The sequence below is a fragment of the Novosphingobium sp. HII-3 genome (assembly GCF_002916655.1).
GTDB lineage: Bacteria > Pseudomonadota > Alphaproteobacteria > Sphingomonadales > Sphingomonadaceae > Novosphingobium > Novosphingobium panipatense.
Genome location: NZ_PPSM01000014.1, coordinates 185135 through 207218, shown reverse-complemented (window position 1 = coordinate 207218; position 22084 = coordinate 185135). Strand labels below are relative to the sequence as shown.

Below are 22084 nucleotides of genomic sequence, written 5' to 3'. Positions count from 1 at the left end.
GGACTTTGGAGGCATTCGGCGCGTGGCCAAGTTAACTCGCGGTCATGGCCTGAAGGATCGTGCGGGCCTGCGCCCGCCATGAATAGCTTTCCGCTTGCCGGAACCCCTCGCTCCGCAAGGCCGCGCCAAGCTCCGGTTCGTTGCAAACCCGCCGCACGCAGCTCAGGATATCCGCGCTGTCCAACGGATCGCAGTAGAGCGCCGCGCGGCCGCATCGCTCCGTCATCGATGGAATGGCGGACGCCACGACGGGGCACCCCAGGCTCATGGCTTCGATGGGCGGCAAGGGCGAAGCTTCGTACAGGGAGGGAAACAGCAGGCACCCGGCGCGCCGGTAGTAGTCGGCAAGGGTGTCCAGAGATGGCACCTGGCCCACGAACTCCAGCATATGCGCCACGTCCGGCGCCACGCTCGACCGCACGGGCGCGAGGATGGAACTGCCGGCTCCGACAAGGACGGTGCGTATGCCGTCTTCCCGCGCCAGCGTCTCGGCCACTTCAATGACGCGCTCCACGTTCTTGCGCCGGGACAGCGAGCCTACGTAAAGCACCATCCGCTCGCGCGGGGCGGGACTGGCGCGCTCCACCCGGTCGTTGCTCCAGCCACCGTTCTGCGCCGCCACGAATCGTCGCTGCGGTCGCAGCCGCTGCAACCGTTCGGCTTCGGTCGTGGAGACCGTGACGATCTGCTCAGCCCCGCGAAGAAGGAGCGGGAGGAGAGCCCTGTGCACCATTCTGTAGCGCCGCGAATAGGCTTGCGGCTGCGACAGGTAGGACACGTCGTGAACCATGACCGACACGCCTCCACCGCCGAGCACCGCCGCGACGGGCGCCGTGTTCCCCAGACAGAGGAGCCGCCTGCCGCCGACCATGCGCGGCAGGACGAACTGTTCCCACGCGTGACCCGCCGCACCGCCCCGACGCTCAACCGCGATGTACTTCAGAGAAAGGCCATCGAGGTCCGCCCCGGGCTCGCAGGCGAGGGCAAGTGGCACCCCGATCTCGCCGGCTCCGGCCAGCCGGTCCATTTCCGCCACGAGTTCGCGCGCGACCCGCTGCACCCCGGTCACCGGCTGCATCAGGAAACGCCCGTTGATCAGGATCGCGCGCGCACTCTGCGACATCGTTGCCCCCCAGTCTTATCGCAGCCTCAATGCCGCGCCGCCTGCGATGCAGGAAGCGCCTGCATGCCTGTCGCCCGTTAAAACCCTGCAAGTTCGACGATGCAGCGTCGAATTCGAAGGCCGCGGCCTTTAGGCTGCGCCGGGTGTTGCGGGGATGGCGATGCTGCCGATTTACATCAACGGGAAGTTCTACTCCGGCGGCCTGAACGGCGTACACCGCGTGGCGGACCGGCTCGTTCGGGAGCTCGACAGGCAGCTGGAGGGTGCGGGTGGCCCCAGCGTGACACTGCTCCTGCCGACCCGGCATTCCGGCACGTGGCGACCGGCCTTGCGCACCATCGCCATCCGAGACTGCGACGAGGCGCCCTCGCAGGTCTGGGAGCAGCGCCGCCTCCCCTTCTTGGCGGCCGACGGTGTGCTGGTAAACCTGGCCAATCTTGCCCCGCTGCGGCACCGGCGCAAACTGACCCTGATCCACGACGCGCAATTCCTCTTCCCAGACAGCTCCTATCCGCTGCGCCAGAGGCTTGGATATCGTCTGCTCGCACCGCGCATCGCGCGATCGAGCCAGGCCGTTCTCACGGTTTCCAACTACTCGCGCCGCATGCTCGACGTGATGGGGGTCTCTGCCGGGGCGCGTACCGGCGTCCTGTACAATGGTGCCGACCACATCCTCGATGTGGAACCGGACGTGCAGGTGCTTGCCGACCTGGGACTGGCGCCGCGCAGCTTCGCCCTGATGATCGGCAGTGGAAAGGCTTACAAGAACAACGCCGTCGTCCTTGCCGCCTTTGGGCGTCATGCACCGCCCGGAGTGCCTCTGGTCGTCGTCGGACCGGACCGTGCGGAGCTGGAAGCGGCCGGCCTGTCCGTTCCGCCGGGAGTCATCTTTGCCGGCACATGCGACGATCGCCGGCTGCGGGCGCTTTACTCTGCGGCACGGTGCGTGTTGTGCCCGTCGCGGACGGAGGGCTTCGGTCTCCCGCCGCTGGAGGCGATGCTTTGCGGGACACCCGTGATCGTGGCACCCGCAGGGGCCTTGCCGGAGATCTGCCGGGACGCGGCGGTCTATGCCGATGTCGACGATCCCTCCTCCTGGCGTGACGCGATCGCCGCCCTCGATCCTGCCGCCGCGCTGTTCGCGCAGAAAGTCCTCAGCGGCATGGACCGGGCGCGGCGGTTCACCTGGAGAAGAGCCGGCGAGCAGCTGCGCGACACCCTGCTGACGATGAGCGACGCCGCGCTGCGGGATGCGGCATGACCCGCCGTCCCCCGCGCGTCTCGGTCCTCCTGCCTTGCTACAACGGGGCGGCCTACCTGGAGGAGGCCGTTCGGTCGATCCTCCTCCAGACCTTCGCGGACTTCGAGTTGATCGTGGTCGACGATGGCAGCACCGACGCCACGGCGGACATCCTCGCCAGGATGGGTCGACGCGATCCGCGCCTGCGCGTGGTGCGGCAGCCCAACGGCGGGATTGTCGCGGCTCTCAACACCGCCATCGCCCATGCCCGGGGAGAGTACATCGCGCGCATGGACGCCGATGATGTCTCTTTCCCGGAGCGGTTCGCCTTCCAGGTCGCCTGGCTTGACGCCCATCCCGCAACCGTCCTCGTTGGCGGCTACGCCGTGGGAGACCCCCGCCCGACGCCTGCCAGTGTCCGCACGACCGGGGGGCGCCACGCGCGGACCGATCTGGTGGTTTTCCCCCCACGCGTCGCCGTCTCGATGCACCCCCTCATCATGATGCGTGCCACCACGCTCAAGGCCATAGGAGGCTACCGTGAAGGGTATCGGCACGCGGAAGACTACGATCTCTTCATCCGCGCCGGCACGCTCGGCCGGATCGACAACCCACCAGTCGATGTCCTGTTCTATCGGCGGCACGAGGGGGCGGTCTCGATCGCCAACGTGGAAGAGCAGGAGCGGTCGGCGGTTCGCGCCGAACTCGACGCGATCGGGCGGGCAGGCTTCACATCCCCGCCGCTGCCCCTGATCGAGGCCTACACACTCCTGCGCATCTTCCGCCGCTATCGCGCGGTTTCGCGGGAACGCGCCCGCGCCCTGCGCCCCCGCATCGTGGCCAGCCTTTTCCGGGTCGGGCCCCGAGCAGTGGCGGCAAGGCGGTTTCGCCGCCTGCCCCTGGTGATGGCCGCTGCCCTGCTTCGCTCCTTCAAGGCTGCCTGAGGGGCAGTTCCTCAGGCGGCCTGCACGACCAGAGTGGCGGCGACCCAGTTTCCGCCGGCCGATGCTGTGAACGGCCCGGGATCCTGCGCGCCGGAGCCCACCGTCCAGGCGGTCGCGTTGGTGGACTGGCCGCTGGTGCTGGAAGCCCGGGCCGTGAAGCCGGCGAAACCCGCAGGCCCGGAACTGATCGCCGCCGTACCGTCCAGCGCCATCGCCGCGATGTAGAGACCCGCCCCGGTCCAGGCCGGCGTCACGACCGGCGGATCGGCCGCAACCGCGTTGCCCCGCGCATAGGCGGAAACCTCAACCGAGCCGCTTGCGCCCCGCACCCGCAGTACCCGCGCCACCGCCTGTTGCGGCGCCGAAAGCCCAAGGTTCAGCACCTTGCCGCCTTCGGTCCCGTCCGCCGTTCGCGTGAAGATAGCCAGCAGATGCTGGTTTGCGTTCGCTGCGTAGGCGGCCCGCTGGACCCAGCCACCGGCCGTGGCGTCGTCCCAGGCGATCGCGACCGTGCCGTCGACGCTCAGCACCGCAACGAGCACATCGCCCGCCATGACCTCCGCGGGCAGGTTCACCGCGAGGGTCGATGCATCGCTGGTGCTCCAGCTCTCGATCTGGTCGGCCACCGTGATCGCAGCGGCGGCCGCCATCGCCAGTGTGACAGAGGTCTCCGCAGTCGCGCCCGTGCTATCCGTAACCCGCAGGAGCACGCCGGACACGGTGCCCGCCTGCGTGGGTGTTCCCGAGATCACCCCCGTCGCCGGGTCAAGGACAAGACCGGAGGGCAGCGGCGCCGATCCCGGAGCCAGCGAGAAGGTGAAGGGCGCCTGTCCCTTGATCACCGCAGGGCGTTGACCGGCGTAAGGCAGGCCCTGCTGCGCCGGTCCGGCGATGTACCGGAGCCCGAAGGGGATCGCCGCATACGTAGCGAGGAGATGGGCGGCTCGGACCCCGGCATGGACTTCGTTGGGATGCACCCCGTCGGATGAGTTGGCCGTGAGCGCCATGCCCCGCCCCGCCGCCGTTTCCGCGTCCGACAGGACGAAGTCAGGGTCGCTGGCCACCCGGTCCACCGCATCGAAGCAGGGAAGCCCATCGTCAGCCTGCGGGTCGGAACGCAGCCACGCGTTCCAGGCATTGCGCGCCTTCGCCTGCGCCGCTGTAAACGACGTGTCGGCGTAGGCTTCCTGCCAGATCACGATGTCGAAACCATAAGCCCGCAGCCGTGCCGCCATGTGACGCGCCTGCCGCTTCATCGTCTCCACCGTCGAAATGGCGGTCGCGTCGTCGACGACAGAGGCCTTGATGTCGTTGTGACCGTAATTGGCGAAGAACACATTTGGCACGCCCGGTACGACGTAAGCGGCGGAAGGCCTGTCGAAGTCATTGTAATGCTGCTCCAGGCGATGGCCGGCGATGCCGATATTGCGGAACAGGACACCGGGCGCAGAGCGGTGGTGCATGGCCGCCGTGATGGTGCGGTTGTTCGCGCCGCCGGTCCCGAAGACGATGCTGTCACCGGCGCCGAGGAACGACAGCGTGGCAGCCTCGCTCGCGCCGAAGATGGCCTTGAGGGCTTGCCTGATCCGGACCACCTCCCCCTCGGCGGGTGCCGAGGAATAGAGGACGAAGGCGCGCCAGTCGGTCCTGCCGCCGTACTCGACCGCTTCGCCGACCTCGCCGCCGCCGTCCAGCCTCGCCGCGCCGGCCGGCGGGTAAAGCACCTGCTGCTCGTCGCGATGCACCGTCTGCCCCGCAGCCGTGGAGACTAGCCCCAGCACGGACATGTTCGCCACGCCCAGAGCCTGCGCATTGGTCGTCGTGGCCGAAATCGAAACGCCCGAGATCATCGGCTGCATGGCCAGATTGCCGGCGATGCGGGCGCTGGTGAGGCCGTATTCCGTCGCTCCCGCGCCGAAGGCCCAGTAACCGCAGGTGGCGGCCTGTCCGGGCGTGCGCGCCACCATGAACACGGCGCAGTCATCCCGCTCCATGACGAGGGACGGCGGGATCATCAGGGGGCAATCGGTGTCGTAGTTGGTGATCGTCGGGCCGCCCTCTCCCAGCCATAGCTGCGGCTGCGAGGACGCCTGCGGCTGCGTGAGATGCCGCCCGCTCCCGGTCTGGTCGTAGATCACGACGAGGCGCAGGGATGACACTCCTTGGAATGCGGCCGCCGCATCGGTGTCCAGCGCCTGACCTGCAAACCCGATGTCGGCCTCCGCTCCATCGGACACTCGCCGCACCCGCACGGCCGGCCCCGCGTAATCGGCCACCATCCTCCCCAGCCCGTAAGCCGCGGCAAGGTTCGAGGCGGCCGGCAGCCAGGTTCCGGATGGCTGCGCCCGCGCGGCCTTGAGCGTCAGGGTGTACTCGGCCGCCCGTTCCGCCGCGCCGGCACCGGCAACCTCCCGGATTCGCGCAATCTGGGTTTCGCCGGGGAAGAGCGGTATCTGCGCTGCGAGACGCCCACCCGACAGGGAGAGGTTTGGATGGCTGCCGGTTTGCAGCGCCAGTGTCGAACCGGCGCCGAGCAGGCGTTGAAGGGTCAGAAGAGCACCGCTGCCAGTGACGATGCGCGTGATGTTGGCGATCCCGTTGCCACGGCCGCCGGACACGAGGCGCGCCATGCTCACGCCTCCGCGATAAGGTCGGCGGCAGTCGTTCCGGTGGCACGGACGAACAGCGCCCGCACGGCCACGTAGCTGGCATCGGGCAGGTTTCGGTACGTGACATCGGTTTGCCCGTCGACGCCGCGCAGGACGATGTCACCGCCGGTGCCGACGTAGATTCCCCTGGGCACCAGCGCCAGCGCCTGAGTGTCATGAGGAACGATAGGATAAGGCGCGCGCGAAGGTGCGAAGGGCGCGTCGGAGTGACTCTCGAAAGGATCGGACATCGCATAGTTCCCGGATTGGAGAGGAGGAGCGCGCCGTTTTTCACGCCGCGATGTTTCCTTTATGTTCCAGCCAAGGCGATGTAGGAAAGTGGTTTCTTGCGTAGTCAGACGGTCAGATTTCCCGCCGCCCGCCGCGCCATCTCCTCCCGAACACTCTGCCGGGCCGCGCGGTCATAGGCGAGGGCCTGCTGCACTTGCGCCCTTCCATCGCCGGTATCATCACGGGCGCGAACCGGGACCGCAAAGGGATCGGCGACACTGCGGACCTTGGCCGTACCGTCATCGACGGCAATGACCGGCGCATCGGCGAGGATCGCGAAAATCAGCGCATGAAGCCGGTTGGTGATCACCAGGGCAGCATTCCTGTACAGCCGGAAAAGCGCTTCGAGATCATACCCGTCGTGCACGCCGATTTTAAGGTCGGACCAGCGGCTCACAAGCCGGGCTGCGACCGCCTTGTCCATATGGGCCCGGGGATCATGGCAGGCGATCACGACATGCACGCCGGGCAGCGCGGTCACCGCCGCCCGAACGATGGCGTCAGTCGCGGCGCCTTCGAACGAACGGCCTTCGCTGCCATCGGCGCACGGGGCGATCACCAGCCATGCCTGCGCGCGGGGAGACGCTTCAACCGCCGGGCCGGTGCCCGTCTCCAGGAGCACCATGTCCGCGTGTACCGCGCAGTCCTTGTTCGGCAGGAGAGCCTTGAGGTTTTCCGCCGACGCCGTGTCGCGAACGTGGATCGTCTTTGCAGCGCCCAGGATGCGGCGCCACCAGAACCGATGATGCGCAGAGCGGATGCGGCTGATGCCGAGGCCCCGCGTCGTCAGGCGTCCTCCTCCCAACCTTGCGCTGATCACCGCCAGCCACAGGCCGAACAGCGCGGCGCAGGACACGTTGTCCCGCACGAGCTGGCCACCGCCGAAGACGATCTCGGCTCCGTAACATCGACGGGCGCAACCCAGAATCCTGCGCCCGGCAATCAGTTCACCCCCCGCCGCCGCTACCTGCCTTTCGATTTCCGGAGGAAGCGCGGCCCAGCGGCGGACCAATCCTCCAGCTCCGCACGACAGTGCCAGGTTCTGCAGCAGAAGCTTCAGATCCCCGAGATTGTGCAGGTCGCCACAGACGAATACCAGCCTTCGAGCCATCGGCCCTGCTCCCCCACCCTCGGCCGGAACCGTCGTCACATCTCTAGGATGCGACGCGGATCGACCCGGCCCCTCAGCCAGTCGAATATCGCAAGGGAGTTGCCGAGCAGCCGCCCGCGCCTGTCGATGGACCGCTCCGGTCGCAGGCTCCGCACCAGGTTGGACGCAAGATTCTGCAAAAGGAGCCGGTGCCCGAAACTTCGGCGGATTGTACCCTTGCGCCGCAGGTAGATGATGTTGGCGACCTGAGAGTACCCGAGCCGCTTACCTGACGTGCGTCCTCCCGTGACCCCCAGATGAACGCCGGTTACCGCGCCGGTCGAAACCTGCCGCCCATGGCGGCCGAGGCGCCTGGTGAAGTCGATGTCCTCCTGCCACCCATAAAGCGGCAGGTTCTCGTCGAACCGCATGCCCTGCGCGGCGCTCATGCGGATTGCCATATTGCAACCGTAGAGTTCGTGCCGGTCGCGCAGCTGGAGGCTGTCCCGAAGCGGCGCAGCGGCAAGGATACGCTGCGCTTCCTCGACGGTGAACCCGCCGCCGCGCACGCCGTCGGCGCGCAGTTCGCCCGTGATTCCCACAAGATCCCGATGCGTTGCGAAAAGCGCTTCCACGTTCGCCAGATAGTTGGGTGCGGGCACGAAATCATCGTCGAAGAAGACCACGATGTCGGCCGTGCCTTCGACCGCTGCCAGTGCCGTGTTGCGTTGACGGCAGAGACCTTTCGCGGCGAAGAGCACCCGCGCGTTGCAACGTGCGCTTTCCAGCCCGGCCACGTCATCCGGGCTCACCGCGATCACGAGCACATCATCGGCTGGACGGGTCTGGTCCGCCAGAAGGTCCACCGCCTGCCGCACCGCCTGCGCCCGTCCCACCGTGGCGATCACGACATGGATGATGGACACGCCTTGAATAGCCTCCGGTTGAATGCCGACCGCCAGAAGGTACAGGAGGTCGTGCTCACGAAGTCGTGCTCACGACAATGCCTGCACCGCCTGTTATCCCGCTGGGAGCAAGCGATAGGAGCATGGTTTCGAACCGTATTGTTAAAATGCCTTCACCATCTGCGAAGACGTGTCGGCTTCTGTTACTTGGGCGCCATCCCGCAGCATCTACGGCATCGCGGCAACCGTTCACGCCCATGGAGCCGCCTTGAGCATGACTTCCCTGCCAGACGCTGCCGAAAGGACTCTGCCAAGGGGCAGGTCCTTGCCGGTTCCGCAGCGGGTGGTGCTCTTCAACGTCAAATACAGTCCGAATCTCGGCGACGGCCTGCTGAGCGAGTGCCTTGAGCGCGAACTGGGCCGCGCGTTGCCCGGCTGTGACGTCGTTTCCATCGATCTCGCGGGCCGAAGGCACTATCCCCTCGTCCATGGGCGGGCACGCGGCGCCGTACTCGCCCTGCTTGAACGGTGCCCGGCATCGCTACGCCGCCTGCTGGCCGGAGCCATGCTGCACCTGCTCCTCGCCTTCCGGCTTCGCGCACACTATCGCCGGGCTCTCCGGGGTGCCGAGGCCGTCGTCTTGGGCGGCGGCAATCTCTTCACGGACGCCGATCTCAATTTTCCGGTGAAGATCTGGGGCGCGCTTGGCGAAGCGTCCCGCAAGAGCGTTCCCGTCGCCGTCTTCGCCGTTGGCGTGGCGCGCACGTGGTCACGCCCCGCCGCCAGGTTGTTCGGCGGGGCGCTGGGACGCACAGCGATCGTGGCCGCCTCCGTCCGGGACGAAAAGTCGCGCGAAACCTGGTCCTCGCACTTTCGGGGGACGACGGCACCGCTACCCGATGTCGTGGTCGATCCGGGAGTGCTGGCGAGCCTTCATTTTCCTGTTGCCCTCCGCCGGAAGGGAAGCCGCAAAATCGGCCTTTGCGTGACCGACCCTCTCGCGGTTCGCTATCATAGCACCCGTGCGTCTGCGGCTAATCTGGAAGCATGGTATCCTGCGGCCCTGCAGTCCCTCGTGGCCCACGGCTTCGAGGTCGCGCTGTTCACCAACGGCAGCCCTGAGGACAGAGGATACCTCTACCGCCGGTTCGAGGAGTGGATCCGCCGCGCGAAAGGTCCGGTCACTCTCAGCCGCAGCTTCGACGATCCTGCAGCGCTGACCACTTTCGTCTCGGGGTGCGACGGCATCATCGGCCACAGGATGCACGCCTGCATCGCGGCGTTTTCCTTTGGTGTTCCCGCCGTCGGTCTGCGCTGGGATCCCAAGCTCGACAGCTTCTTCGACATGTCGGGCCGAAGCGCTCACATGCTGGACCCCGCCCGCGTCAGTGGCCGGGAAGCGGGAGAACGCATCCTTGCCGCGCTGGCCGATCCTTTCGACCCCCGGCCGCTCATCGCACGCGCGCAGGCACAGGTCGCGGGCCTCGCCGCCAGCCTGCAAACCACCCTGGCGGAACGAGTGCTGGCCCGCCGATGATCGAACGCATCGTCCAGATCAACGATCTCAGCGACCCCAAGGGCGGTGCCAGCAAGCTCGCCGTCGATGCGGCCTGCGCTCTCGCCGCGCGCGGTCACCAGGTGACCTTCATCACGGGGGATGAGGGTTGCAGCCCGCGTCTGGATTGGGCGGGCGTGGAGATCGTCGCGCTGGGACATGAGCGCCTGCTTGCGCGCGGCCGACTGCGCGGAGCGGTGACGGGGCTCTGGAACCGGGCGGCACAGGCCATGGTGCGCAACTGGATCGACGCCAATGATACAGGCCGCACGGTCTATCACCTTCACGGCTGGTCTCAGATACTCTCGCCTTCCGTATTCAGCGCCCTTGAGCCAGTTCGCGGACGCCTCGTCCTCTCGGCGCACGACTTCTTCCTCGCCTGTCCGAACGGCGCCTTCGCCTCGATGAAGTCAGGCGCAGTCTGTCCCCATGCCCCGTTGAGCCGAGCGTGTCTCACCACGCCGTGCGATCGGGATGGATCGGCGCAGAAGATCTGGCGCAGCGTGCGCCATCTTCTCCAGCGCCACGCGTTCGATGCGCCCTCATCGCCGCCGATCCTCGCCATTCACGAAGCCATGCGGCCCTACCTTATCCGAGGTGGCATCCCATCGGGTGCGATCACCGCGCTACCCAATCCCGTCACCCCGTTCTCGAGCAAACGGATCAAGGCGGAGAGCAACAGGGCGGTGCTATTCGTTGGCCGCCTGGAGGAAACGAAAGGGCCCGATCTGGCGGCCGAAGCCGCCGCGCTGGCAGGGGCGCCGCTGACGATCGTTGGCGAGGGGCCGCTTGCCGCGAAAATCCGAGCGCGCCATCCGAAGGCGCAACTCCTTGGACGGCGCAGCCCGGAGGAGATCCGGGCGATCGCCAACGCGGCCCGGCTGCTGGTCATGCCCAGCCGCTACCCTGAACCCTTCGGACTTGTGGCGATGGAAGCGGCCTGGAGCGGGTTGCCCGTGCTGCTCGCGGATACGGCGCTGCTGGCACCGGACCTGGTGCGATGCGGCGCCGGACTCGCCGTGGATCCCCGCGATACCGCAACCTTTGCCGATGCGATCCGACGCCTCGCCACCTGCGATGCCACGACACGCGCGATGAGCCGGGCGGCGTTCTACAAGACGCGCTCCCTCGCCTTAACGCCCGAAGCGTGGATCCAACGGATAGAGCAGGCCCTTTCGGCGCAACTGCCCCCGACCGGAGTTCTTCGTCAGACGACGAGACCGACTATCGCCACCCAGATCCCGAGGCTGACGGCTGCGGCCAGCACCCACCACTTCCACACGATCGGCTTGCCGCCGATCGCTGCCGAGTGGCGCGACAGCCGTTCGGGCGACGCAGGAGCAGCGGAGGAGCGCAGCCCGCCCGCTCCCTCGTCCGTGAATTCACCCTGGGACATATTCAACCGCTTTCGTCATTCCTCGCCGTAGAAACAACCCGAACACTCCTGAAAACGTTCCAAGCCTACCACGGCGGTCCGAAAGCGTCGAGCCGCGCAGGAGATGAGGGTGCCGGCCTCTCTCCACCTCTCGAACTCGCCGGTCTCGCGACAACACATGGCCACCTACAGCTTGGCGGCATTCGGCGCCTGCGCGGCCCTCCGCGTCAGCGACCTCCTGCGGCGTCCGAAACTGCGGCCCGAAACGCAATCTTCAGCATTCCCCCTTATTCGTTGACGCATGAGGTCACCCAATCCCACCGCCCATCATCTGGTCACCGCCGCAAGAGCCATCCTGCCGATGGCGGCCGCCATTTTGGCCTTCGGCGTCGTCCATCTGGACTGGGCGGCATCGAGGGCGGCGTGCTGGACCCTCTTTTGCGGCGTGATCCTGCTGATGGCCATGCCGCGCCTGAGGGCCGGCGATGGGCTTGGCTTCCTTGCGCTGTTCGTCACCCTGCTGGAATGCATCGGCGCCGCTTCCAGCGGCATCGCAGACGCGCAGCGCTGGCAGGCGTGCATCGCCGTAACAGGCGCCATGGTTCTCCTGCTCAAGGTACAGCATCTGCGAGCGCTCGCCCGGCAGGACGGCTACGTCCCTCTTCGCCACCTGGAACGCCGCAGCGCCGTGCTGAACCGCTCGCCCGCGCGCGGGTGCGACTCCGTCCCCCCTCGACGCTCGCGCTAGGCGGCCGCGCTCATCGCCGGCGTGCCCAGCCCGGCAAAGCGCTCGACCACGTCGGCTGCGGCCTGGACGGGCTTCGCGTGCTGGAAGGTCGGCGCGCCACCCGGAAGCCAGGATAGACCTTCCATTGCACTGGCCATGCGCTCGCGCTGCCAGCCGACATAGGCGGCATGGCAGGCGAAGGCGCGGTCGATGGCGGCGATCGGATCCTCCTGCGGGGTGACCACGTCGCCGAAGTGCCACATCGCGTAGTCTTCACTGTTCCGCCAGGCGACGGCATGGGCATCGACGAACAGGCAGGGCCGCGGATAGACGAGGAACTCGTAGACCTGGCTGCTGACGTCCCCGACGTACAGGTCGGCGCCGAGGGTGTAACTCATGTCATTGCAACGCATGGAGCCGAGGTCCACTTCGACCTGCCCAGGCACGGCAAGGGATTGCCAGTGGCGTCGTCTGGCGGCGGACCACGTGCGCGCCAGCCGGACATGAGGCGCCACGATCAGGTTGTAGCGTCCGTCGGCGACCACCGCATCGACCAGCTTTTCCCCGAAAGCGTGGATGGAGGAATGAGCGGACGAGAAATGCGGATTGTAAAGGATCGTGCGGCGCTCGTTCCGGAACAGCGGCGGACGCTCTGCGGCACGGGCAAGGACGGTGGAAAGTTTGATGGGGCCGGTCACCGTACACTTCTCCGGCGGTACGACCCCGCTGTCGACCAGCCGGTCCCGATCCTTGTGGCCTGCGACCATGACGTGCTCGAACAGGCGGAAACGATCCTCGAACCCCACCGCACGGTCGCCCGCGCCATGGGGAATGTGAAGGATCGGCGGACAGGCACCCGAAAGCCGCTTCAGAAGCGTGGATGTGCGCTCGGCGCAGAGGATTACGGCGGCGCTCCGCACCCTGCCGGCCCAGGCTATCAGCCGAGCGCTCTTGTGCATGCCTTTGGGCAGGAGCGCGGCGCCGGCGGGCAGATCCATGACCACCACCTCCGGCAGCGGCTCGCCACCTGCCTGCTGCCGCGCCGCCTGCGCCTCTGCGTCGGTGGATACGAAAAGCCGCACGCAGCCGGAGTGCCGCCGCTCCAATTCGCAGGCCACAGGCAGGATATGCCCCAGCTGATGAACGCCTCCGATGGCAAGCACATGAACAGGACGGGGTTGAAAAACGGAGCTGGTCGCGGACATGCGGCGCCCCTTGCCGAACCGAAATGTTTGCAGAGTGGGCGCATCATGTAGATTTGCCCATGTGATGATTAGCCGTTGCCCGGGCGGGCCAAAACTCGACGCCGGAACAGCTCCGGGTTATGGATGCCGCCTGATGCATATACTTCTAGTCGAGGACGACGCCGCCCTTGCCACGCACATCATGGCCGGCGTTCGGGAGGCCGGGCACGTGGTGGAACACTGCGCAGACGGGCGCGACGCTCTCGTCCGCGCGACATGCGAATGCTACGATGCAATCATCCTCGATCGCATGCTGCCGACCCTCGATGGCCTCAAGATCCTCGCGGCGCTGCGGGCGACGGACGATGCGACGCCCGTGCTCATCCTCAGCGCTCTGGGGGACGTGGATGAACGGGTGCGCGGTCTGCGGGGCGGCGGGGACGACTACATGGCAAAGCCTTTCGCCATGTCCGAACTCTTGGCGCGGCTGGAAACGCTTGCCCGCCGCAACGCGCCCGTAGCCGAGACCACCAGCCTCCTGCGGGTTGCCGACCTCGAGATCGATCTGGCCGCTCACTCGGTCACCCGCGCGGGGAGACGCATAGCGCTCACTCTGCGGGAGCTGAGGATCGTCGCCTATCTGGCACGCAACGCCGGACGCGTCGTCACCCGCACGATGTTGCTTGAAAACGTGTGGGACTACAATTTCGACCCTCAGACCAACATCATTGACCAGCACATCAGCAAGCTGCGCCAGAAGATTTCCGAGGACAACGAAGCGGAGCTGATCCACACCGTCCGGGGCGTCGGCTACATGATGCGCGGGGCATGAGGCGGCTTCTCCGCAGCTTCTCGTTCCGTCTGGCCTTGATCTATGCCGGGCTGTTCTGCCTTTCGGTCGCGCTCCTGGTCGGCACGGGTTACTGGCTGCGGGTTACGGTCCCCATGGACGAGGTGCGCGGCAGGCTGGAGCGCGAGGCCGAGCAGTTGCAAACCGCCTATGGCCGGGGTGACCTGCCCCCGCTGGCCGCCGCGCTCGAACGCCGGGCCGCTCGCCTGGACGGCCCCATGGCCTTTCACGCGTTGCTGACGCCGGAAGGGCGAACGGTCGCCGCCAACCTTCCCAGCTGGCCGCTGCAACCGCGCCGGGACCTGTTGTTCATCGAAGCCGATGCCTTCGCGGACGGGGTGGAGATCGATCACACGGCGCTGGTCCGGGACATTCGTCTCCCGAATGGCGCCCGCCTCCTGGTCGGCCGCGATGTGGAAGAACTGATCAACGAAGGCGAGATCCTGCGCACGGCCGCCGTGTGGATCCTGGGTGTCACGTTGCTTCTGGGGCTTGGGGGCGGTTGGCTGATGAGCCGCGCCATCGGCCGGCGCATCGAAGCCCTGACGGTAACGGTCCGTCAGGTGATGGAGGGAGATCTCACCGGCCGCGTCCACGTTCGTGGCACGGCAGACGATTTCGACCGGCTCGGCGAAACGCTGAACATGATGCTGCACCGCATCCAGACCCTCTTCCAGGCCGTGCAGCGCGTGTCGGACAACGCGGCTCACGAACTGAGAACCCCTCTTGCCCGGCTGATCGGCCGGCTCGAAGCGTTGGAGCACCTGGCGCCTGATGCCTCGCCGGCGCGGCTTGCGGCAGGAGAGGCCATCGTCGAGGCCAACCGGCTGCAGCAGATCCTTTCCGCGCTCATGCGGATCTCGCGCCTGGAGAACGGGCGTCATCCTCTTCACCTGCAACGCACGGACGTCGTCCAGTTGCTGGAGGACCTGTTCGAGTTCTACCAGCCCGAGGCGGAGCGGATCGGGACAAATCTCATCGTCTCGGCCCGGCGCCCCCTTGTTGCCGATCTGGACCTCGATCTTGTCTTCCAGGCGTTGTCGAACCTCCTCGACAATGCCCTGAAGCATGCCGGCGCAGGGTGTCGCGTAGAGATTTCCGCCATGCGAGAGGCCGGGGGGCTGGTCCTGAGCGTCCGTGACGATGGCCCCGGAATCGCTGACGAAGACGCCGCGCGCGTGACCGAGCAATTCTACCGCGCTGCGAAGGCATCGGCCGTCCCCGGCGAAGGGCTGGGCCTGAGCATGGTTGCCGCCATCGCGCACGCACATGGTGCGACGCTTGAGCTGGTTGCGGCACACCCCGGACTTCGTGTCTCGCTCATCATCCCGGAGCACCACGCGACCGGCGCGGAGCAGAGGGGCACGATCTGACGATCATGCTTCCAGGTGTGAACCCGCGCAAGTTCCGGCTATTTCCAAGTGCGGGTGATGATCGAGCCGACCTGCACAGTGACGGTCCAGCGGATCCGACACTGACCTGCTCCCGAAGACGGCCAGCGCGTTTGCCGCACCGACCGTTGGGGGGGTGATCAGATCCGAAGCGGCATGATGCACACCGCCACCGCTGATACCTACACACAGCGCTCCCGGTTCGCAGAAAACACCCCGCAGCCCCGCCCGTCATGCCCAAAGACTGCGCCTGACACCCTCAGACTCATACCCATACCGAGTAAATCAGGGTGTCCAGCAGCCGCAAACCAACGCCGAAAACCGGCAGAACTGCGCGCGTTCGCACAGGCCGGGTGCCCGAAGGCAATGATCAATGCTATTCAGAAACTGTCTGGTGCGGTCGAGAAGACTCGAACTTCCACGGGCTTTCGCCCACAACGACCTCAACGTTGCGCGTCTACCAATTCCGCCACGACCGCTAAATCAACGGGGAAGGATTTGCATCCGCCCCGTGGCAGGAGCGCGCCATTAGCAAGGGGATTGGGATCTAGCAAGCGGCTCGTGAAGATTATTTTCGAAAAAAGGCATTTTCTTTTCGCCCACTCCTGCGCAGCCGCTGCACGGACCGCCACCCCGGCTCAAAGCATCCGCCGCAGAACGCCGTCCTTGAGGATGAAATGATGGCGAAGGGCTGCAGCCACATGCCCCAGAACAAGCGCAAGCATCAGCCAACCCGCCGTCTCGTGGAACTGTGCGCCAAATTCCTGCAGCACGCTGCCCCGTGGGACAGGCAGCTTGGGCCATTCGAACAGGCCGAACCAGGAGATCGGGTACTTGCCACCCGACGACATGATCCAGCCGCTCAGAGGCATGGCTATCATGAGGAGGTACAGCAGCCCGTGGACGCTGTGGGCGAGCCCCCTCTCGAGCCGCCCCATCGTGGCGGGATAGGCAGGCGCCCGCCAGGTCAGTCGCCAGCCGAGCCGGATCAGGGACAGCGCAAGCACCGTCACGCCTGTCGCCTTGTGCACCGGCATGATCGGGACGACATCGCTCAAGCTTTCCTTGAGCAACCCGCCAGCAAGGTTTGCGACGATGATCACGGCGGTGATCCAGTGCAGGGCCCGCGCGCCCACATTGTACTTCGCATAATCCATTCACAGGCTCCCCTTGCAGCAGAACCGCGCGGCTAACCCATGACCCTTTTCAGTGTCCACAAGTGAAGCACTGGAAAGGCGGGCCGGCAACACCTACTCCAGCCGGATGAGCCGTATCCCGCTGCGCCCGCGTGCCGCTTACCGCACCTTCGTACCGATCACGACGCGATGGCACGACAACGATGCCTATGGCCACGTGAACAACGTCATCTACTACGCCTTCTTCGACACGGCAGTGAACACCTGGCTGATCGAACAGGGTTTGCTCGACGTTCATGCCGGCGATCCGATCGGGCTCGTCGTGGAAACGGGCTGCCGCTATGCCGCGCCGGTCCACTTCCCGCAGACGCTTGAGGTGGGGCTGGCGGTGGCGTCCCTCGGCACCAGCAGCGTGACCTATCATCTCGGCCTGTTCGTGCAGAACGAGGAGTACGCGGCTGCGGAAGGCCACTTCACCCATGTCTACGTCGGCAGGGAGGACCGTCGGCCGGTTGCCTTGCCGTCACCATGGCGCCAAGCGCTCAGCGCTCTTCACGCCCACCAGTCCACCGCCCGGGGCGAGCCAGCGCGCTGCGCCTCCAACGCAACCTCTGGATAAAGCATCGGGGTTGCTTGCCCTGCCCCCCGTGGCTTTGGCAGGAGCCTCCGCGTGAGCGCCAACATCCTTATCGGCACCGCCCCGCGCGGCGAACCGGTCGAAATCGACATCAAGGAACTTCTTGCGACCCGCCTGCTTGTCCAGGGCAATTCCGGGTCCGGCAAGTCGCACCTGTTGCGCCGCCTGCTTGAGGAAAGCGCCTCCATCGTCCAGCAGGTCGTAATCGACCCGGAAGGCGATTTCGTGTCGCTGGCGGAGGAGTTCGGCCACGTCGTGATAGACGGTTCGGCCTATGGCGAAGCGGAGATCGCCCGGCTGGGGGCCCGCATCCGGCAGCACAGGGCATCGGTCGTCCTGGCGCTCGACGAGCTGGAAATTGACCAGCAGATGAAATGCGCGGCGCAGTTCCTCAACGCCCTGTTCGATGCGCCTCGCGAACAGTGGTATCCCGCGCTTGTCGTCGTCGATGAAGCGCAGATGTTTGCACCGGCTGCGGCAGGCGAGGTGTCGGAGGAGGCACGCCGCGTCAGCCTTGCCGCGATGACCAATCTGATGTGCCGTGGCCGCAAGCGCGGGCTGGCAGGCGTGATCGCCACCCAGCGCCTTGCCAAGCTGGCGAAGAACGTGGCGGCGGAAGCCAGCAACTTCCTGATGGGCCGCACTTTCCTTGACATCGACATGGTGCGCGCGGCTGACCTGCTGGGGATGGAGCGGCGGCAGGCGGAAACGATCCGCGATCTTGCCCGGGGGCAGTTCCTGGGCCTCGGGCCTGCGATCTCGCGAAAACCGGTGTCCGTCAACATCGGTGCCGTCAAGACCGGCGCCAAGTCGGTCACGCCGGGGCTGGCCCCGCTGCCCACTGCCACGACCGAGGAACTGCGGGAGCTTCTTCACGACAACCTTCATGTCGAACCGGAACGGACCGAATTTCATCGCCCCGCCCCCCGCGTGGATGATGCGGAGACGCTGGCGCGCCGGATTGCCGCGAACGAGCTGCTGGAACCGACAACCGCCCAGGCCCGCGAACGTGAGCGGGAGAGAGAGCGGAACGAGCCGGGAGCCGAGGAAAGCCGTGCGGCCATGATCGAAATCATGAACGCCATGGCCGAGGAGGATGACTGCACCTTCCAGTCCTCGACCACGCTGTTCCAGGACTTCACCATACGCTGTCGCATGAAGGGCATTTCAGTCCGGGGCCTTGACGCCACCATGTTCCGCCGTGGCTTCGCAGCGGCGCTTGCCGGCATCGAAAACCCGGACGATCCCCGTTGGGAAGACCTGATCAATCTGTCCAAGCATGTGCCCGATGACGCCCTGGCGCCGTTCTACGTCATCGCCAGAGCCGCGATGGACGGCAAACCCTGCCCGGACGACATGGATCTTGCCCGCATCTACGGCACCAGTTCCCCCCGCCGGGTGCAACGGCTGCTCGACTATCTGGAGAAGGACGGGCTGATCGTCGTGCGGACGGACTTTTCAGGCAAGCGCTCCGTCGCCTTGCCGGACCTCGGGGTCACGACCAGGCCGGAAGAGGCCTAGATCTACGCGACCACAGGCGGTGTCGCACAGGTATCCTTCCACCAGGCGGCCGAATCGCGTATCGGCGACGTATGGCCGAGATCATAAACCTGCGGATGGCACGAAAGGTGCGTGAACGGGCGGCAAACCGGGCCGAGGCCGATGCGAACCGGGCAAGGCATGGCCGCTCGAAGGGTGAGCGGGAGCGGCTCGAAGCTGAACGCGCGCGGTCCGAACGCACCCTTGACGGAGCAAGGCTCGAGAAGGACTGATGCGGTCAACTTATCAGGAGGCCAGCGTGCGCCTTTATCATCTGGACGGCGGGGCTGAGGGCGGCGCCGTCAACACGCTGTTCTACGGCGCCCTGTCCGAAGCGATGGCGATCGCTGCCCGGCAGAGCGAGGATGTGCAGGATGGCCTGTTTATCGCCACTGACAACGACGTCGTCGCCTACCTCGACCTGCTGGACAGCTGACGCACCCGGGCTGCATTCAGATCTGAGCCCCTGAGTCGGGTAGCCTGCCCACCTTCCTGAACCAACGCGCCGTTTCGCGAACCGAGCGCTCCGGTCCATGTCTCGCGAGGCTCGATTGCTCCGGCGTGGATGCAGGTGCGGCAGCATCTCTCACGGCATCTGATACACTTCCTCCATTGCATGAGGCTGTTCGGCCTGGGGGGATCCGGTGCGTTGACGACGATGAACAAGACCACGTCACAAACGATTGCCGTGGCCCGTGTGCTCTGCATCGCTTGCGTTATCTACGTCCACGTGCCGCCCTACGGCACTGCGCTAACGGCAAAGCCCGATGTGCACGACCTCATTGTCTGGTTCGTGCGGGAGGTCGTGGGTCGTTCGAGCGTTCCCCTCCTCAGCATAATCTCTGGCTTCCTGGCGGCGCGGCTCTCTCAGGAGCGATCTTTCCAGCGCACTCTTGGCCGCAAGACGATGACCCTTCTGGTGCCGCTGCTGGCGTGGAACGCGATGGCCCTTGCGAAGGACATCACCTTCGCCCCGACCACAGCCATTCCGCACGCAAGCGATCTGCCGCGCCTCCTCCTGGGGTTCGACGGCTATCCTCGCGTCATACCCCTCTACTTCCTGCGCGACGTGTTCCTGTGCAGCCTGCTGACGGCCGCGCTCCGCGTCGGTCTGCGCCTGGCGCCCTGGGTGCTGATGGCGGCGCTCCTGGCGAACGCCGTCATGGATCTGGACGGGCGCATCTTCCTGTCGAGCGCAATTCCGTTGTTCTACGCGATCGGGCTGGGGCTGGGAGACCGGCAGTGGCCAGCCCGTGCGATAGAGGACTACCGGCGCCCCTGCCTTGCGATCGCGGTGACCGCCCTTGTCCTGATCGCGACGCTGCCGTTCATCGCGCCCGGCAGCATGATCGTGGACGAGGGAACCCCGCTCGCCGCGTTTCGACTCATCGTGCAGCGAGCCGCCGGAGCGGTAGCCTTCTGGTGCCTCGCCGCAGAGATCGTGCGGCGGGGAGAGCTCGCGCGGCCGCTGTTGCTGCTCGAACCGGCGATCTTCTTCGTTTTCTGCTCACATCCCCTGATCATCGGCCTGATCCGGCGCCTTCTGGCGCCGGAGGCCGAAGCGGCACAGGGGCCTATGACGACAGCCGCGTTCCTCGCTTCCCCGCTGATCGTGATTGCAGCTTGCCTGGCGGCGTTGCTGGCCCTGCGCCTTGGCGCGCCAGGCCTGTTACGGCTGCTCACCGCCGGGAAGCCGCCGCGCGATGATCAGCTTCGAGCATTGCTGCATGCCTTGCGTCCGGCTCGCACCACGAAGGCGACCGATCCCGGATAACCCCGTCAGAAACGGGCCTGGACGCCAGCCGCCAGGTAGTTGTCGCCGATGTTGATCTTTCCGTCGATGAACGGAACTAACGGCATCGCCGCCGTTCCGTAGGCGCGAAGGTCATTTCCGATGAACCGCGCGCCCACACCCAAGGCAAGCGCCATCGGCAGGCGATAGGTCGCCTCCACCTTGCCGAAGATCTTCGTTCCCGAATCGTCGCAATGCCCGTCGCCGACCCGCTCGCCGTCGGAGCGACGGAAGCACTGTGAATCGTCCTCGAAGTAGCCGTCGTGATCGCGCTTGTGGAAGAATACGCCTACACCCGGCGTAATGGCGAAGCCGCCATCCTCGATCACCGGCATACCCACGGCGAGTTCACCGCCCCAGCTGCCTTCGGAACGCGCGACATTGGCATCGGCGGTGATCGTGGCGGCTGCCGGCGTGGCCGCCACCGCGGCAAGAGCGCTTACAAGGAGGGTAAGGTGGAATTTCATCAACGGGCTTCCATGCATTCTTCAGCGGATGAGCCCGGCTAGGATCCTTGCTCCACCGGGACAAGGGCGGGATGTTCCGTCCGTCCCATGACGGAGTCGCCCCGGCGCGTCAGGCCTGAAAGATCACCTCCGTATCCGTGTGAACCATCTGCGCGAGGCGTGCAGCGTCCCAGTTCGTCAACCGCACGCATCCGTGACCTTCGCGGCGAGCGATGGCCTGCGGGTCCGCAGCCCCGTGGATACCGTGATGCTCCCCCGGCAGGTCCATCCGAACCACACCGACCGGGCCATTCGGCCCCGCCGCCAGGTGTATCACCTCTTCCCCCGGCTGTTTGCTCCTGCCTTGGGAAGGAAGCGGATCATGTGCACTCCCGGTCGTAATCGGGAACTGGGCGATGAGCGTGCCTTGCGCATCGTATGCTCGCAGGTAGCGCTCCGAGGTGTGGACCACCACACGCGCCGCCTGCGGCTGCGCGGCCGCGACGCCCAGTTTCTGAAGTGTCTCCATCCACCCGCGTCCGTCCTCTTCAGCCGCAGCGGGCGCCACCTTGGCGATGGCCGGTACACGGACGATACTGCCCGCGCCGATGCGAGTGCCACGACCGTTGAGGGCGACCAGCGTTTCAGGCGTCGTATGAAACCTTTCGGCCAGCGCCTCGGTGAGTGAGCGGTGGCCAGGTTGCTCACTCGGGTCCTGCTCGGCGACACCTGCCTGAAGTTTCGGCACCAACACTCCCTTCGCGAATGCATCGGGAATGATCACAAGGCTCGTGGCGGTGCTGCGCTGCCCTTTGAATAGGGCTTCCTGCGTAACGGCATCGAGTGTGCCGGTGACAGGAAGGTCCCGCGCCTCCTGGAAACCGCGCAAGGCCATGGTGTAGGGCGGGCTCTGCGCTCCATCGATGACGCCCGGCGAAAAACCCATTCGGTCGAGGGCGACCTGAGCGCGCATCGGCAGGCTGTCGGCCGCTTCGGTCTCTCCGCCCCCGGGCGCGTCCGCGAATGTCAGGGTATCGGCCCTCCTCGACTGCCCCGGCCGCGGCTCTTCGGTTCGGCCACAGGATGCAAGCAGGATGAAGCAGGAGAGGCTGAGAGGGACAAGGCGTTTCAAGCATCCACCATGTTGTGTTCTGACACATGGGAAACGTCCCGCCCTCCCGAAGGATGCCCATGAAAAAAGGGCGGTCCCC

At 66.3% G+C, this 22084-nt stretch carries 21 protein-coding genes and 1 tRNA gene; 12 read left to right on the top strand and 10 right to left on the bottom strand.

Annotated elements, in window-relative coordinates:
• Positions 1–31: 31 nt before the first annotated feature.
• Positions 32–1123, bottom strand: a complete 1092-nt coding sequence (locus C2R25_RS04855; protein ID WP_103728099.1) for a glycosyltransferase family 1 protein — start codon at positions 1121–1123, stop codon at positions 32–34.
• Positions 1124–1277: 154 nt separating this feature from the next.
• Here C2R25_RS04855 and C2R25_RS04850 point away from each other — a divergent pair, with 154 nt between their 5' ends.
• The gene (locus C2R25_RS04850; protein ID WP_103728098.1) at positions 1278–2384 is read left to right on the top strand and encodes a glycosyltransferase family 1 protein; all 1107 of its coding nucleotides are present in this window, start codon (positions 1278–1280) and stop codon (positions 2382–2384) included.
• The gene (locus C2R25_RS04845) at positions 2381–3307 is read left to right on the top strand and encodes a glycosyltransferase (protein ID WP_103728097.1); all 927 of its coding nucleotides are present in this window, start codon (positions 2381–2383) and stop codon (positions 3305–3307) included. Before C2R25_RS04850 ends, C2R25_RS04845 begins: the two co-directional genes overlap by 4 nt.
• Before the next feature lie 11 nt (positions 3308–3318).
• Here the strand turns inward: C2R25_RS04845 and C2R25_RS04840 are convergent, their stop codons facing one another.
• From C2R25_RS04840 to C2R25_RS04825, 4 genes are all read right to left on the bottom strand, one after another.
• A complete protein-coding gene (locus C2R25_RS04840; RefSeq protein ID WP_103728096.1) occupies positions 3319–5937 on the bottom strand; it encodes a putative Ig domain-containing protein in 2619 nt (872 codons plus the stop codon).
• A gap of 2 nt (positions 5938–5939) precedes the next feature.
• Positions 5940–6206: a hypothetical protein gene (locus C2R25_RS04835; RefSeq protein ID WP_103728095.1), complete on the bottom strand. Its 267-nt coding sequence runs from the start codon at positions 6204–6206 to the stop codon at positions 5940–5942.
• A 104-nt stretch (positions 6207–6310) separates the two neighbouring features.
• On the bottom strand, positions 6311–7357 hold the full coding sequence (locus C2R25_RS04830; RefSeq protein WP_103728094.1) for a polysaccharide pyruvyl transferase family protein: 1047 nt from the start codon (positions 7355–7357) through the stop codon (positions 6311–6313).
• Between the two features lie 35 nt (positions 7358–7392).
• A complete protein-coding gene (locus C2R25_RS04825; RefSeq protein ID WP_103728093.1) occupies positions 7393–8262 on the bottom strand; it encodes a glycosyltransferase family 2 protein in 870 nt (289 codons plus the stop codon).
• Between the two features lie 304 nt (positions 8263–8566).
• Here C2R25_RS04825 and C2R25_RS04820 point away from each other — a divergent pair, with 304 nt between their 5' ends.
• From C2R25_RS04820 to C2R25_RS04810, 3 genes are all read left to right on the top strand, one after another.
• On the top strand, positions 8567–9778 hold the full coding sequence (locus C2R25_RS04820; protein ID WP_199183764.1) for a polysaccharide pyruvyl transferase family protein: 1212 nt from the start codon (positions 8567–8569) through the stop codon (positions 9776–9778).
• The gene (locus C2R25_RS04815) at positions 9775–11223 is read left to right on the top strand and encodes a glycosyltransferase family 4 protein (RefSeq protein WP_103728091.1); all 1449 of its coding nucleotides are present in this window, start codon (positions 9775–9777) and stop codon (positions 11221–11223) included. Before C2R25_RS04820 ends, C2R25_RS04815 begins: the two co-directional genes overlap by 4 nt.
• Before the next feature lie 249 nt (positions 11224–11472).
• The gene (locus C2R25_RS04810; RefSeq protein WP_103728090.1) at positions 11473–11919 is read left to right on the top strand and encodes a hypothetical protein; all 447 of its coding nucleotides are present in this window, start codon (positions 11473–11475) and stop codon (positions 11917–11919) included.
• On the opposite strand, the gene C2R25_RS04805 is transcribed toward C2R25_RS04810, so the two are convergent.
• Positions 11916–13103, bottom strand: coding sequence for a glycosyl transferase (locus C2R25_RS04805; RefSeq protein ID WP_103728089.1), 1188 nt, complete (start codon positions 13101–13103; stop codon positions 11916–11918). The genes C2R25_RS04810 and C2R25_RS04805 overlap by 4 nt on opposite strands.
• Positions 13104–13236: 133 nt before the next feature.
• On the opposite strand from C2R25_RS04805, the gene C2R25_RS04800 reads away from it, so the two are divergent.
• Positions 13237–13914: a response regulator transcription factor gene (locus C2R25_RS04800; protein WP_103728088.1), complete on the top strand. Its 678-nt coding sequence runs from the start codon at positions 13237–13239 to the stop codon at positions 13912–13914.
• Positions 13911–15305, top strand: coding sequence for a HAMP domain-containing sensor histidine kinase (locus C2R25_RS04795; protein ID WP_103728087.1), 1395 nt, complete (start codon positions 13911–13913; stop codon positions 15303–15305). The genes C2R25_RS04800 and C2R25_RS04795 overlap by 4 nt, the downstream gene beginning before the upstream one ends.
• A gap of 410 nt (positions 15306–15715) precedes the next feature.
• On the opposite strand, the gene C2R25_RS04790 is transcribed toward C2R25_RS04795, so the two are convergent.
• Together C2R25_RS04790 and C2R25_RS04785 are read right to left on the bottom strand one after the other, a co-directional pair.
• Positions 15716–15802, bottom strand: a tRNA-Leu gene (locus C2R25_RS04790).
• A 159-nt stretch (positions 15803–15961) separates the two neighbouring features.
• A complete protein-coding gene (locus tag C2R25_RS04785) occupies positions 15962–16480 on the bottom strand; it encodes a cytochrome b (RefSeq protein ID WP_103728086.1) in 519 nt (172 codons plus the stop codon).
• 106 nt (positions 16481–16586) lie between these two features.
• On the opposite strand from C2R25_RS04785, the gene C2R25_RS04780 reads away from it, so the two are divergent.
• The 5 genes from C2R25_RS04780 (at position 16587) to C2R25_RS04760 (ending at position 20409) form a co-directional block, all read left to right on the top strand.
• Entirely contained in the window at positions 16587–17078 is a 492-nt protein-coding gene (locus C2R25_RS04780; RefSeq protein ID WP_103728085.1) for a thioesterase family protein, read from the top strand.
• 51 nt (positions 17079–17129) lie between these two features.
• On the top strand, positions 17130–18617 hold the full coding sequence (locus C2R25_RS04775; protein ID WP_103728084.1) for an ATP-binding protein: 1488 nt from the start codon (positions 17130–17132) through the stop codon (positions 18615–18617).
• Positions 18618–18688: 71 nt separating this feature from the next.
• Positions 18689–18868, top strand: a complete 180-nt coding sequence (locus C2R25_RS04770; RefSeq protein WP_103728083.1) for a DUF4169 family protein — start codon at positions 18689–18691, stop codon at positions 18866–18868.
• On the top strand, positions 18868–19071 hold the full coding sequence (locus C2R25_RS04765) for a hypothetical protein (RefSeq protein WP_103728082.1): 204 nt from the start codon (positions 18868–18870) through the stop codon (positions 19069–19071). Before C2R25_RS04770 ends, C2R25_RS04765 begins: the two co-directional genes overlap by 1 nt.
• Positions 19072–19293: 222 nt before the next feature.
• Entirely contained in the window at positions 19294–20409 is a 1116-nt protein-coding gene (locus C2R25_RS04760; protein ID WP_233203765.1) for an acyltransferase, read from the top strand.
• A gap of 5 nt (positions 20410–20414) precedes the next feature.
• Here the strand turns inward: C2R25_RS04760 and C2R25_RS04755 are convergent, their stop codons facing one another.
• Positions 20415–20894 (bottom strand): hypothetical protein, encoded by a 480-nt coding sequence (locus tag C2R25_RS04755; protein ID WP_103728080.1) that lies wholly within the window; start codon positions 20892–20894, stop codon positions 20415–20417.
• Between the two features lie 109 nt (positions 20895–21003).
• On the bottom strand, positions 21004–22005 hold the full coding sequence (locus tag C2R25_RS04750; protein WP_233203764.1) for a L,D-transpeptidase family protein: 1002 nt from the start codon (positions 22003–22005) through the stop codon (positions 21004–21006).
• Positions 22006–22084 lie beyond the last annotated feature (79 nt).